The organism is Stieleria sp. JC731 (assembly GCF_020966635.1).
In the GTDB taxonomy this organism is placed as follows: domain Bacteria; phylum Planctomycetota; class Planctomycetia; order Pirellulales; family Pirellulaceae; genus Stieleria.
On record NZ_JAJKFQ010000005.1, the window covers coordinates 1,310,842 to 1,324,315 of the forward strand.

The following is a 13,474-nucleotide window of genomic DNA, read 5'->3' on the forward strand; positions in this document are numbered from 1 at the left end:
TGTGGACTCGCTTTTGATCGCTGGGTGTCCGCTATCAGTCGCTTACCCCCCAGCCTGTTGTCCTTTTGGGCTGCGGAATCCGCGTATTCCTCGGATGAGGCAATCGACCGTCGTTCAAATGGGCAGTCGGACAGCCTCTGTGATGCCGAGTCGCATTCGAGCTGGCACAGACAATCGTCGAAATGGTCCGCCTGATCCACGCAATTCAGGTGGTGGCAGCTGCTCACATGCACCCATCCGATGCACTGTCCCAGTAGGAACAGAACACATAACGAAAATGAAATCGTTGATGTGGTGCGAGGTTTCAAATCGATCGGTCCGGTGTCACGTTGACAGGAATTGGTAGCAATCCTTTGCGATCACAGAAAGTAAACGCCGTTCTTTATACGGTTGCGAAAGCGGCTCGGATCGTCAATACAAATCTAGATTTCTTCACTCTTTGCTCAAATCCTACCGCTTTACCCGTCTGTTAATTTTCCATTGTCGCCCTTCACTCCGTGAAGGTAGCGCTCGTCCCCTCTGGCCCGCTGGTTTTACGGAATCGAAATCAACGTTCCCGGAGATCAAATCTGAAAATCAACAGGTCGTTAGGCGTGGTCAGCTTTGGGAGCTTCCCTGGCGGGGTGCTCAACGAATGACCCGGGCATCGTCCCGCTGCTGACTGGCGTACTAGCTGCGCGGCAAGATCCCGAAGTGCCAGAACGTCGGCGCGATGAAACAGCGGTACTTATTTAGAGACGGTTTGTGGATCAAACCTCGCCTCGGGGGCAACAAATGCCGCGTTTGGCGATTCGTGGCTGGCGTGATCATGTCCCGGAAGGTTTTCGATGATGACGGCTGTTGCGATTCCGATCAAAAACATTGCCGTCAACTTGCCACGGTCGTGGTCATGAAAGGCGACTTCGGGAAGAATGTCCGCCAGCGCGATTCCGATGAAAAAGCCAGCCGAAACGGTCAGGCCCCAGCCCAGTAATCGGGGGTCTTCGGTTAAGTAATCGAATCCGACGTAGAAGGCCGCCGCGCCGATTGGGCAGGCGAGTGAAAAGAGGATGCTCGCAATATCCTGGGCGTGGATGGACCATTTTTGTTTGCTCATCACGGACGTAATGGCAAACGCGTCGAGCGGTTTGTGCAACACGATCGCAAGGAACGTCCCAAGTCCGGCAAGGCCGAGCCACGCCCCGTGAGATGTGTCCGCAAGAACACTGCTCGAGAGCGCGACTCCATCAACCAGGGTGTGAAGGGCCATTCCGACGAACAGTCCGGCCCAGCCCAGACCCTTGTGGTGGTGATGGTGGCTGTGCTGATGGACGCAGCCGCTGTGACCATGATCGTGCGAATGACCATGATTGGGCGAATGATCGTGGTGATGCTCATGTGCACTGTGATGATCATGCTGATGATCGTCTGCCGCGTCATCCTCGGAATCCGCTTCTTCGGAATCCGCTGTGGTCAGCGGCAATTCGTGGTCATGCGTATGGAAAAGCCGAATCAGCAGAAACATGCCGGCCATCCCGACCAAGGCGCCGATTCCTGCGTCGCTATGCGAATTTAGGATCTTGCCGCCATGGGGCAGCAAATGCAGCATCGCGATCCCAAGCATCAATCCGCCAACGCCGCTCATCAGCATCTGAGTTCTTAGGTGAGTCATCCGCAGCAGCGAAGCCAGACGCCCTCCAAAGAGCGACGCTAGCGTGATGAGCACGCAGTAAATGATCAACAGGATCGCGGGGGGCATTTATTTGTCCCGAAGGAATTGGCTACACAAACCGCGAACCATAACTTAATGCAACTGTTATGCAAACAGCCCGCGTCGATCTGACAGGCTGCCCAGACAGCGGTCTGATAGGCAGTGGTTTCCGCTCCTAGCGGTGACATCCTTCGCCGAACAACGTCGCTGGATAAAACTGCTTCGCAGCGCAGAAACACTCCAGACGGCTGCATGCAATGAAGAGGCATCCACTCGCCAGCCCTTCGTAAATCGTCGGCGCTTCAAACTGGGGTGAGATTTGAAGGAGGGTTGGCTCTCTGCTAGTTTGGGGGCGGGCGGTTCAAAACGCCCTGTCTAGTTTTTCTCCCCGAACGGATCCCGCCTCAGGGATCAGTAAGCGAGCCAAAGATGCGCAGCAAATTTCCTTTCGCGATTCTAATGCTTTCGACACTCTCGATCACCTCGATCGGTTGTGGACATAGCGAAGCCGTTGTCGAAGCCCCAGCTACTGAAGAAGTCCAAGAAGACATTCCGGCGATGGAGGGGATGACGGATGAGGAATACACCAAAGCGATGGAAGCGGACGAATAGGGCGGCAGGTCATTGCTCCGCCGCTGAAACGCGATTTCAAATTGCGTGGTTTAGGGTGACTATGGCGTGGGATATGTTCGCCATTCGCAGGCGAAAAACCCACAGTTGTCACTGAAGTTTCGCGAGAATTGAGAAAATTTCCCAGATGGCGGAGATTTTTACCTCTTTCTACTCCAACGGGGCTTTCGGATTCGTTAGGTTCGGGGGTGCGGTATTCATCCCTCCCTCGAACTTCCTGGAGTCAACTATGGTCCTAGAGCGCCGTAGGGTATCCGGTTTCACGCTTGTGGAACTGTTGGTCGTCATTGCTATTATCGGGATTTTGGTCGGGCTGCTGCTTCCGGCGGTGCAAGCAGCTCGCGAAGCAGCTCGTCGAATGAGTTGCAGCAACAACTTCAAGCAGATTGGGTTGGCCTTGCACAACTATCACTCTGCGTACAAACAGTTGCCGACGCACGGCAACGGAACTGGGATTGGCAAACAGAACAACCGTTGGTGGCAAACGGGGAACGATGCCAGTCATGAATGCAACAGTGCGTTGGTTCCACTGACTGCGTTCTTTGAACAGCAAGGGATTTGGGACCATGTCTCCAATCCATCGACGAAATCGGTAACGGGGGCTCCTCCTCCAGCCACGACGGGCATCACCAATCCGGCACGCTGGCCTGCGATGGGGCCGAACCCCAGAAACTTCTCTCGCAACCCCGGCTATGTGCCATGGGCTACAGAGATTCCGACGCTACGTTGCCCTAGCGATCCAGGTGTTGGCTTGCCTGCACTTGGTCGAACCAACTACGCGATGTGCTTGGGTGATTCGCCACACGGTTGGCACACCAGTTTGAAAACCGGTGAATTGAACCCGGCCGGAAACGGCGCGGTATTGAACTACAACTCGGTCAGCCGAGGTGTGTTCATGATTCGGCGTGCGGCGAAGTACCGTGACATTCTTGACGGTTTGTCGAACACCATTGCGATGGGTGAAATCATCACGGACATCGGTGATCGCGATATTCGCGCCGCAGCGTCTTGGCTTCAGCAGGGCGGGCACCTGGTCAACGACAATCCGAAGTATTGCGAAGACCAAGGTGAGATCGATCCTGAACGTCCGCGATTCTGGTGCAACGATTCGGCGAACTGCACCGTGCCTCCTTTCTTGCGTCAGCGAGTTTGGGATTCACGCGGGTGTGCGTGGGCTAACTTCCGACCACACTGCACGCAGGTCTTTACCGTGCTGCCACCAAACTCCGAAGTCTGTGTCGGACGATGGATTGACGGTCCCGGTACGATGCCACCGAGTAGCAATCACCAAGGTGGTGCACACATCTTGATGACTGACGGTGCTGTCGTGTTTATGACCGATTCGGTCGAAGCCGGTAATCCACGAAACGGTGCGGTTCGTCGCAATGCCGGCGGTGGTCCACGCGAACCGGGCCAATTCAGCCCCTACGGATTGTGGGGAGCTTTGGGTACCAAAGCATCGCACGAAATCATTGACGAACCATTGAATCAGTAGTTTGATCTCAAGCGATCTCTGATTCTTGATTCATAGACAATCCTCGCTGCTCTTTTAAGACGGCGAGGATTTTTTAATGCGGATGAGCTAGTGAAGGATATCTGAAACCTTCGATCATTTCTGTCCGATGTTTGTCACGGCGAGGGAAGCGACGTCCTTTGCAGGGTCACCAAAGAACGGTGCAGTGGCTGCACCACTAGTTTCCCGCTTTCTCTTCCATTAGCCGTTTGAATTCATCGCGGTAAACTTGTTCTTCGCTAGGGAAGATCCGATTGAAGCTCTCTTTATCGGCGGCGCCATGTTGGAATCGGCGTTTCTCGAACACCGGCATGTCGACTCCGGTGACATGTTTGATTCCCGCAGCAACGATTTGGCCCTTCAGGTCATACAGTTTCTTGTGGTCCCAGTCGGTTAAGGCCACAAATGGAACCGCTTCGGCAATTTCGATCACATCGGGAACTGCGTAGGGGCTGAAACCCATGAATCCAAACTGGGCTGCCGGCATACTGGTTCGACTATGGCCACGACTTTGGCCACCGCTGTAGACCAACGAGTGTTTAACCGCATCGACGCCCCAGCCTTCCTGGTACAGCATTCGGTTTCCCAAAACACTGCGGATGGTCAACTCGGGATTCTCTTCGATCGGATAGTCTTTCAGGTTTTCGTCGCCGCCGTCCCCGTCGATCAGGTATTTCCAATCCGGGTATCGCTTTCGCAATTCGCGAAGCATGGCAAAACCCATTGTCGCGGATTGAACATCCAGCGGCTTGTAGTCTTCCATGGATGCGATCGCATCCTGCCAACGAACCTGTTCAGCTGGAACCTCAATCGGTTCCAGCATCATTTCCAGGTTCATCGCTTTGAGGAACTCCCGCGCCTGAGCGATGTCACCTGGGTGCCCTTCGATCGCAAGTGTGAACGCTTTGACGCGTGAAGGAGACTTGCCCCGACGACGCATCAAGTAGTCGACCAGAACAAGCACGGATCCACTATCAATGCCCCCGCTGAACATGACTCCAATGGGTTGGTCATCTTCGATCGAAACGAGGAACTGATCGATAACTTCTGCCAACCGTTCGATATAGGCAGCGCCGATGGCTTGGATATCGGCAGGCAAACGGTTGCGTTCGGGCGCGAAGTATCGCGATAGTTTAGGGTTCGGATCGGGGCAACCGACCAATTGCAGTTCCAGCAAGTAATGTGCGGGCACCATCCGTGTGTAGGATGCGTGGAACTGATCTGCCAAGCCTTCCTTTTTTAATTGATCGATGATATCGCTGATCCGTTCAGCGATGATCAACGCGGGGCCTTCGGCGCGTTTAGCCAGGAAGTATCGCATAGGGCGGCCGATCGATCGGGCCATGCGAATGGTCTTGCCGTCTTGTTGGCAGATCGCGAACTGGCCGCGGATGTTTCTGACCGCTTCGGGATCACCGCTGCGAACCGCATTCTCAGCTTCTTCGTTGCTCATGTTCAGCAGGATGTTGCCTGCCGGATCCATCAAGTTCACAACGCGTTCGATCAGAGCGGGAGCTTGACCATCAAATGCCAAATCGGAAGGCCGCGTAGATTTTTCTGACATGGAACCATGGATAAAGGCGTGGCGGTTCGGCGAATCCCATCGATTCGACTGAGGTCAGTTTACCGATTTTTTCTCTGACCGCGAAGCCTGTCCCCACTCCGGAAAGGACGGGCGTGAAATTCAGCGATGGCGTTTGACTAAAGCCGATCCGCCGTTCGCTGCTGCCGCGAAATCGGTTGGCTACTGAGCAGATTCGCCGAGATCCAATGGCGGCAGTTCCGGCATGTTTGCCACTGGTGCCGATGCCCCGGCCGTGGGATCGACGTAGTTGACCTCGGGCAATTGCTCGGGACGGTTGATCACGGTCGCTTGGATGATCCGGTCAGGCGGAAACGCGATCTCGTTTTTCTTCTTTGGCTTTGATGGGTCAACCCGTTGAAACGAACCGATGACGTCGAAACCTTCGATGACGCGTCCAAAGATGGTTTGCGAGCGTGCGATGTGTGGCAGCGGACTGAACAGGATCGCGAACTGAGTTCCTGCCGAGTTGGGAATGAAGTCACGGCTGTCTGGAACAGGAAGCTTCGCCGCGACCAACGATCCGTACAAAGGCATCCGAATTGTTGGGCGTCCTTCTTCGTCGGCGATGAATTTGTCTGGAATTGAGCTTCCGTCGCCGAGCGGATCGCCCGTGATGGCCAACACATCATCGACGACTTGGAAAAAGTCCAAGCCATCGTAAAAGCCGTCTTCAACCAAACGGATGAAGTTGGAGGCAGTCGATGGTGCTTCGTTGATGTACAGCTCGATCAAGATGTCGCCGCGAGTCGTTTCCAAGCGAACTTTGGGTAGGTCAGCCGGATCGGAATCGAGCAAGATCTGTTCGGCCTCGTATTGTTCTTTCAGTTCGGCCATCGTCGCGGCAAAGCGTCGGTCCAGATCTTCCATCTCCTTTTCTGGGTCGAGCTTTTCGTAAATGCGTTCGGCGGTTGCGAAGTCACCGGTCATCGTTGCGGATCTGGCGGCAGCCTGAGCCAAGTGAACGTAGGTCGCGTGATAATCCAGCAGTTTGGCGGCGCCTTCTTTGGTTTCGGCGTCGTAGACACCGTGTTTCATCCGGTTCTGAATCATCGTGTTGACGAACTGCATCGCGTTGCCATAGGGCATGTATTCCAACACGTCCAATGCCGCACGGTAGGACGCACGGATTTCCTGGCGAGCGGCATTGCGAAGGTCGCTGTACTGCGATTCGTCATCCAACAGTCCGTTGCGGATCTTGGTGTGAGCGAGTCGCATTTCGGTGACCGTCTTGCGCAGCGATTCTGTTTTCTCTTTGTAGGTTTCCAGTGCTTTGACGCCGCGCTCGTAGACATCCTGCCCAAACTGAGCCTTCATCGCTTCCAATAGCTCCGCTTCGGTCATCTTGGATGGGTCGAAGGTTTCCGGCGATTCGCCGTGATCGTGGCCCTCATGGTCATGGCCAGCGTGATCGTGATCATGCTCGCCATTGGCGGGCATCGCTGATCCGGCCGACGCACTATTCGTGGGGGGGGCTTCCTGGCTGTACGCGTCTTGCGCCGAACAGCAACCGATGATGATGAATGTGGTTAGCGTCAGGTGTTTCAGCATCGGGATGTTGAAAATTGAAGGCCGTAGGGAAAACTAAAGACGGGTGGGCCGAACGAGAACAACCGGCGTGGTAACGTACGCACCATGGGGCGGGCTGGTTTGGAAAAAAGGGTCGCCGAATCGAATAAGTTGCGTTCGGTGATATTCCCGACCGATGGTTGCTTGGCGATTATCTCGCTAAAACATCGTTGGCAAGAGTGGTTAGGGGAGGGGGGCGTCGTTTGGTCGGATGTCCTTTTGCGTCTGTTCGCTCCTCTGTCCAAATCAAGCTGCCGCTTTATACTCTCGGGATGAATCGACGCAAAAAAAATAGCTCCGGCAAATCACGTAGTTTCGGAAAGAAACCTTCTAGCAGAAATGCTGCTTCAGGTGGCAATTTTGCAGCTGCCAATTCGGATTCGCAATCCGATGGACGCACCCGTCCGGCAAAGCCAGCGAAGCGTCGCCCGATTAAACTGCGGATTATCGGCGGCAAAATGCGCGGCAGAACAGTGGTTTACCACGGTGCGGATTTTACCCGCCCGATGAAGGACAGCGTTCGAGAGAACCTGTTTAACATTCTCGGCCAGCGTGTCCGTGGCAGCGATGTGATTGACTTGTTCGCAGGGACCGGCGCGGTGACGTTTGAATCGATCAGTCGTGGTGCCAGTTCGGCGATCGCGATAGAGCGCAGTCGTCATGCCTGTACGTTTCTAAAGACGACCGCGGAAACATTGGAAGTCAGCGATCAGCTTCGAGTCATCAACGGAGATACTTTTCGGATCGCAAGCGGATTGCTGGGCCCACCGCCTACCGATGCACCGCTGAATGACACCGCGCGAGTGATCTTTTTCTGTCCACCCTATGAAATGTGGGAATCCAGAAACGAAGAACTCGTCAATCTCGTTCGCTTGGCGATCGCCCATTCACCGCCATGTAGCGTCATTGTTGCCGAAACGGACAAGCACCAAGAAGAGAGCTTGCTGCCGGAAGCCAATTGGGACCACCGATGCTACGGTGGCACCCGGTTGTCGGTGCTGGAACCAGAATTGGTTTGTGGGTTGCAGTAGCCAACCTGAAGCTGGCTAAGAGCCGTTGCAAGCAGGCAACGCCAAAGCCTGGCTAGATTGCCGATCGCATCTTGTTGACAAAGTTCAGGATTTCGGCGACAGCTTGATACAGTTCGAACGGAATCATTTTGCCGATCTCTACGTTCTTATACAGGAATCGCGCTACGGGTTTCCTTTCGACAACCGCGACTCCGTTTTCTTTTGCGATCTGGATGATCTTCTTGGCTAGGTGGTCGGCACCTTTCGCGACGACGATCGGCGCGTCCATCGTTTTACGGTCATATTTAAGCGCGACTGCAAAGTGGGTCGGGTTGGTGACGACAACGTCAGCTTTGGGGACATCGGCCAGCATTCGTTTGCGGCCCATTTCGGCTTGCAGTTGCTTAATCCGAGCGCGGACCATCGGGTCACCTTCGGTCATCTTTTGCTCGTCTTTGAGATCCTGGCGGCTCATCTTCATGTCTTGCAAGTGTTTCCACTTTTGAAAGCCCAGGTCAGCAAGCGATATGACGGCGATGGTGGCCGCAATCGCCAAAGACGTGTGAATCAGCAAAGCTCCAAGGTAGTGAAGCATTTCGTCGGACGAGCTTAAACCGGCCGAAGTGATCTCGCCGATTCGCCCCCAGCCAACAAAAATCGAGATCGCCACAATGACGGCGGCCTTCGCAATCGACAGTGCGCCTCGGACCGCGCTGCGACTGGAGAACATTTTCTTAAAACCTTCAATAACACTCAGTTTGTCGAGCTTCAATTCCAGCGGCTTGGTGCTGAGGTTAAAGTTGGTTTGAAGCAAGCCGGATGCGGCTGCGATCGCCGCCACCGGAAGGATCAACGCCAGCACCGCGGTACCGATGGTCAGTGTCTCTTCGATGATGACACGAATCAGCATTCGTGGATCGGTCAGGACAAGTTCGAACGATGTCAGGCGGCGCGAGATCACACCGGTAATCGTTTCGATGAACCACGCACCGGCGAACCAAAAGAAGCCTGTTGCCATGGCAAGCATGACGCCGCTGACCAGTTCAGAGCTAAAGCCGATTTGGCCATCCTCGCGCGCCTTTTGCAGACGCTGCGGGGTTGCGTCTTCTGTTTTCTGATCTTTCTCCTGCCCCTGTTCGGCCATCGCTGGTGCTCCTTAGCTGGCAAGTAGGACCAGGATCGACTCGATATCTTCTTGAACGCGATACAGGTACATCTCCATCGCGCCAAAAATCACCGGGCTGAAAATAAACAACAGCAAAACACCGAATCCAACGCGCAGCGGCATGCCCACTGAAAACAGGTTCAGCGATGGTGCAGCTCGGTTTAGAAACGCCAGCACCAGGGTCACCATCATCAGCATCACTAAGACCGGTGCGATGATCAGCAAGCCATAGTCATCCGAATTTCCGATCGCTTTGACAAAAGCGTCAGTCGGCACGGTCATGACACCGACTCGGGTCATGACGTAGTGAAACGAGAAGTGCAGGGTGAGGATGATAAAGTGGTGCAGGTTGAGTGCGAAAAACACCATGATCGAAAACGACTCGAAGATTCGCGAAACGAGTGTCGACGAATCTTGGCTGCTGGGATCGCTGATTGACGCCAGTGAAAGCCCCAGCTCTTGCGCGATATACGATCCGGCAATCCGCGCGGGCCAGAAAAACAAACCCAGTAAAAGGCTTAGCAAGATTCCCGTAAAAATCTCTTTGAACAGCAATAGCGTGAACACCACTCCGCCGGTTCCGGAAAGCTCTGGCGTTGGAATGACCGCTTTTGCATCGGCAAGCCAAAAGACTGACAGTGATGCCGCTAAGCCGACTTTGACGTGAGACGGCAGTTGACGCTTTGTGAAAAGCGGAAAGAACGCGACGAAAACGGAGACGCGTGCGAGCACCAGTAGGAAAAGCACGACATCGTCGGTCATTTCACAAGCTCGACCATCTGGGTCATCAGGCCGATCGTGTAGTTCTGCAGCGTCTGCAGATACCAAGTTGCCAAGCCCATCAGCACGAATACGACCGAGATAATCCGCGGGGCGAATGAAAGCGTCTGTTCTTGGACGCTGGTGACCGTTTGCCCGATACTGATCAGCAAACCGACAATCAAGCTGACTGCGACCACCGGTGTGGTCAAAAGCAAGGCCAACGCAAAGAATTCGCGCCCGATGAAAACTGCGTCTTCGATGTGCATGACAATGGCCTTCCGTGGTGGTTGTCAGGATCTATGCTTGTTCGCTGTTCGATTCTGCCGGTCCGGGGCATATCAGTCCGGCCTAACTCGGTCCAGGCCATATCGCTCCAGTCGGTGCAAAGACAGCGAGATCAGCCGAGCATACAAAGTTTTTCCCGCGTATCGCAAATCGAGTTTCTGAAATCATCCGATCTCAGAATTTCGATTGGGAAGTACTGCCGCAGGACATTGCTGCACCCTGAAACCCATGCAGCTTGCATTGGCAAACCGAATGGCGCATTGCTGAAGATGGTGAGTCTAAACGGTCGGCTATTTGCCCAACGCTTCGATCAATTGGTCAACCAAAACTGGGTCGTTCATCGCAGCCAGAATCTTGGATTTTTGGCGATCGGGCATCTTCTGGAGCAACGTCGCGGCGAGATCGATCTTTCCGTTGTTGGCAAACTCACGCAAATAGTCCGATGCTTGTTCGGGTGCGAGGTTGGCAAACCAGCTTTTGACATTTTCGACACGTTCATCGAGCGGTGTTTCGCCTGCTTCCTCCGCGGTGTCCATCTTGGCTTTGGCTTTATCTAGTTCTGCTTTGCGTTCATCCAAAGATGCGAGCGAACCGGCAACTTCGTTCTTGAGTTGTTCCAAGACAGCGATCTTGGTCTCAATTCCGTCGCTATAAGCCTTCAGCTCATCCTGTTCCGTCGATAGGTCGTCAAACATCAGCTTGATTCGCATCTCGTCGCGTTTGACTTTCTTTTCACGTTCGGCAAGCTCTTGTTCCATTCGTTTAATCGAATCGCTCATCTGCATCACGGCTTCGACCGAGATGTTGGCGTCGGGGCGGAACGAGACTGGCATCTGTTCGACGTTGGCGGCCTGGGCGCTGTCACCTTCTTCGGGTTGCCCATCGGTCTCGCCAAGTTCCTCTGGCGGTTCCGCCGGTGGTGATTGCATCAGCATATGTGTCGCCCCGGCGGACAATCCAAAGATGATGACGCAGGTTAGCATCGCTGCAATGATCGCTTTCATGGATTACCCCTCTGCAAAGTCGCGTATGGCTTGTTCGTCTGCCAACGTGAATTGTTGTGTTTGTTGTTCGGTGTTGACCGCGATGCGGAGTTGGTCAACCAGAATTTCCAGGCCTCGCAAACGTGTCCGTTGTGCAAGCACTTCGGCCTGCATTTGTTCGCGTTTCTGGTTGAGTTCTTCGCCCTTGGATCTTTGGTTGCTGATTTTTTCGTCCAACCCTTCGATCCAAACATGAGACTGTGTCAATTGCTCGATCGTCGGGCGACAGCCTTCGCCGAAGGTTTGTTGATCACGCTGATCAATCAGTTCGGCGATCAGTTTTTGGATCTCGTTGATCTGATGGTCAATCAGATTTCGTTTTCCGATCAGTGCGTTCAGTCGATTGACTTCGACTTTGCAAATCCTTTCGGTTCTTTTTAGTCGTTGCTGCGTGCTCATTGCGTGGGTCTCACAATCAGCTGATTCAATTTGGCAAGCTCAGCCGTTGTCTGTTGCAAATCGCTGGGCTGATTCATCCCTTGACGCAGGAAACGGTTCAGTTCGGGCTGGACTTCGATCGCTCGATCTGATTCCAGCATTGAACCCTTTTGATAGGCACCGATTTGGATTAAGTCTTCCACTTCGACGTATTTTGCAAGCGCTCGACGGACCGAGCCTGCATGATCTCGGTGCAGGGGCGTCGTGACTTCTCCGAATAATCGGCTCGCACTGCTGAGGATATTGATTGCTGGGTAGTGGTTTTGGTGTGCCAGTTTTCGGTCAAGGACAATGTGGCCATCCAGAATGGAACGCGCCGCATCGGCAACCGGTTCGTTCATGTCGTCACCATCAACCAGAACAGTCAGCAACCCGGTGATAACACCACGGTCGCTTGTACCAAGTTGCTCTAGCAGCCTGGCCATTTTTTGGAACACGCTGGGGGTGTATCCACGTGACGTCGGTGGTTCGCCGAGCAGCAAGCCCAGTTCACGCTGTGCGTGCGCCAGACGGGTTAGCGAGTCCAGCATGAACAGTACATTCATGCCTTGCATTCGGAACCAGTTGGCAATTGCGACGGCCGATTCGCTCGCACGGATCCGGGCCAAAGGCGGCTGGTCGGAAGTGGAGACGATGACAATGGATCGCTTGAGGCCTTCCGGTCCCAGTGTGTCTTCGATGAACGGCCGCACCTCGCGACCACGTTCGCCAATCATTGCCACGATGTTGATATCGCATAACGCGTGTTTGGCAATTTCGCCAAGTAGCGTACTTTTGCCAACACCACTACCGGCAAACAGCCCGACACGTTGTCCTTGCCCCATCGTCAGTAGGCCGTCGATAGACCGCATTCCCGTAACAAAGGGCTCGCGGATCAGTGGGCGTGTCAGTGGGTCGGGGGATTCGAAGTGCAAGTCGGCGAAATCTTCGCAGTGGATCGGGCCTCGCGAATCGATCGGTCGACCAAGCGCATCGATGACACGACCGAGCAGCTCACGTCCGACCGGGATTTCGAGTCGTCGCCTTGTCGAGACGACCACGTTGCCGCGTTGGAAGTTCACGCCGGAGTTGTACGGCATGAGCTGAGCTTTGTCGTCATTGAAGCCGATGACCTCGGCGAGGACGCGTTTATTGTCCGATGTCAAAATTTCGACCATTTCACCAACGGCCGCATCGATCGTCGCGCACATGCGTCCTTCGACGCTTTGCAATCGACCCGTGGTGCGGATCCAGTCGGTGGTATCAAGCAACGATGATGTCATCGCGTTCCCCCTGCTTCTTGACGTAGACGCAAGCTGGCAGCATCGAGATAGGCATCCAAAGATGCGAGCAATCCTTTGCCTTCGATTTCGACTCGGCAGTCACCGGGGGCGACGGTGGTGTCCGGAAGGATTTCGATCGAACCCTTTTGGATAATGGCTTCGTGTTGCGAAAGTGTTTCGACGAGTGTCGGGTGCACGAAAATGATCGCGTCTTTGGATTCTTGCAATTCGTCCAAAAGGACTTTGGTGAAGTGATTGACGCGCTGCTCGATAAGCTCGTTTTCACTTCCCAAGGCGTCTCGTGCGATCTGGCAAGCCGTCGCGATTAGCTTCGCACTGATCTCGCCGAATTGTTCTTGCCGCTGTTGCTGCAACAGATCAATCGCCGCTGCGATCCCTCCGATCGCTTCGAGCACGTCATTTTGCGGTTCTTCCTCGGGGACGACCTGCAGATTTTTGACATGACCTCGCGTCGTCGAAACCGATGAAAGCTTTTTCGGAAATGGAATCTGAATGACAGCCATA

General features: G+C 54.3%; 13 protein-coding genes. 3 read left to right on the forward strand and 10 right to left on the reverse strand.

Going from position 1 to position 13,474, the window contains the following annotated elements:
- Window positions 1-727 precede the first annotated feature (727 nt).
- Complete coding sequence (locus LOC67_RS15640) at window positions 728-1,738, reverse strand: ZIP family metal transporter (RefSeq protein WP_230263549.1); 1,011 nt, start codon at window positions 1,736-1,738, stop codon at window positions 728-730.
- A gap of 381 nt (window positions 1,739-2,119) precedes the next feature.
- Here LOC67_RS15640 and LOC67_RS15645 point away from each other — a divergent pair, with 381 nt between their 5' ends.
- A complete protein-coding gene (locus LOC67_RS15645; RefSeq protein WP_230263550.1) occupies window positions 2,120-2,302 on the forward strand; it encodes a hypothetical protein in 183 nt (60 codons plus the stop codon).
- Window positions 2,303-2,549: 247 nt separating this feature from the next.
- On the forward strand, window positions 2,550-3,815 hold the full coding sequence (locus LOC67_RS15650; protein WP_230263551.1) for a DUF1559 domain-containing protein: 1,266 nt from the start codon (window positions 2,550-2,552) through the stop codon (window positions 3,813-3,815).
- A gap of 196 nt (window positions 3,816-4,011) precedes the next feature.
- Here the strand turns inward: LOC67_RS15650 and LOC67_RS15655 are convergent, their stop codons facing one another.
- Window positions 4,012-5,397, reverse strand: coding sequence for an asparagine synthase-related protein (locus LOC67_RS15655; protein WP_230263552.1), 1,386 nt, complete (start codon window positions 5,395-5,397; stop codon window positions 4,012-4,014).
- Window positions 5,398-5,577: 180 nt separating this feature from the next.
- Window positions 5,578-6,966, reverse strand: a complete 1,389-nt coding sequence (locus LOC67_RS15660) for a peptidylprolyl isomerase (RefSeq protein WP_230263553.1) — start codon at window positions 6,964-6,966, stop codon at window positions 5,578-5,580.
- Between the two features lie 290 nt (window positions 6,967-7,256).
- Between LOC67_RS15660 and LOC67_RS15665 the strand changes: the two genes are divergently transcribed.
- The gene (locus tag LOC67_RS15665) at window positions 7,257-8,015 is read left to right on the forward strand and encodes an RsmD family RNA methyltransferase (RefSeq protein WP_230263554.1); all 759 of its coding nucleotides are present in this window, start codon (window positions 7,257-7,259) and stop codon (window positions 8,013-8,015) included.
- 52 nt (window positions 8,016-8,067) lie between these two features.
- Here LOC67_RS15665 and flhB read toward each other — a convergent pair whose 3' ends face one another.
- The 7 genes from flhB to LOC67_RS15700 all read right to left on the reverse strand — a co-directional run bounded on the left by flhB (window position 8,068) and on the right by LOC67_RS15700 (window position 13,473).
- The gene (gene flhB / locus LOC67_RS15670; protein WP_230263555.1) at window positions 8,068-9,138 is read right to left on the reverse strand and encodes a flagellar biosynthesis protein FlhB; all 1,071 of its coding nucleotides are present in this window, start codon (window positions 9,136-9,138) and stop codon (window positions 8,068-8,070) included.
- A 12-nt stretch (window positions 9,139-9,150) separates the two neighbouring features.
- On the reverse strand, window positions 9,151-9,921 hold the full coding sequence (locus LOC67_RS15675) for a flagellar biosynthetic protein FliR (RefSeq protein ID WP_230263556.1): 771 nt from the start codon (window positions 9,919-9,921) through the stop codon (window positions 9,151-9,153).
- Entirely contained in the window at window positions 9,918-10,187 is a 270-nt protein-coding gene (locus LOC67_RS15680) for a flagellar biosynthetic protein FliQ (protein ID WP_230263557.1), read from the reverse strand. The genes LOC67_RS15675 and LOC67_RS15680 overlap by 4 nt, the downstream gene beginning before the upstream one ends.
- 309 nt (window positions 10,188-10,496) lie before the next feature.
- Window positions 10,497-11,210 carry a hypothetical protein gene (locus LOC67_RS15685; protein ID WP_230263558.1) on the reverse strand — a complete coding sequence of 238 codons (714 nt, stop codon included), beginning with the start codon at window positions 11,208-11,210 and terminating at the stop codon, window positions 10,497-10,499.
- Between the two features lie 3 nt (window positions 11,211-11,213).
- The gene (locus LOC67_RS15690) at window positions 11,214-11,648 is read right to left on the reverse strand and encodes a flagellar FliJ family protein (RefSeq protein WP_230263559.1); all 435 of its coding nucleotides are present in this window, start codon (window positions 11,646-11,648) and stop codon (window positions 11,214-11,216) included.
- Complete coding sequence (locus LOC67_RS15695) at window positions 11,645-12,949, reverse strand: FliI/YscN family ATPase (RefSeq protein ID WP_230263560.1); 1,305 nt, start codon at window positions 12,947-12,949, stop codon at window positions 11,645-11,647. Before LOC67_RS15695 ends, LOC67_RS15690 begins: the two co-directional genes overlap by 4 nt.
- The gene (locus LOC67_RS15700; RefSeq protein ID WP_230263561.1) at window positions 12,946-13,473 is read right to left on the reverse strand and encodes a FliH/SctL family protein; all 528 of its coding nucleotides are present in this window, start codon (window positions 13,471-13,473) and stop codon (window positions 12,946-12,948) included. Before LOC67_RS15700 ends, LOC67_RS15695 begins: the two co-directional genes overlap by 4 nt.
- Between the last annotated feature and the right edge of the window lies 1 nt (window position 13,474).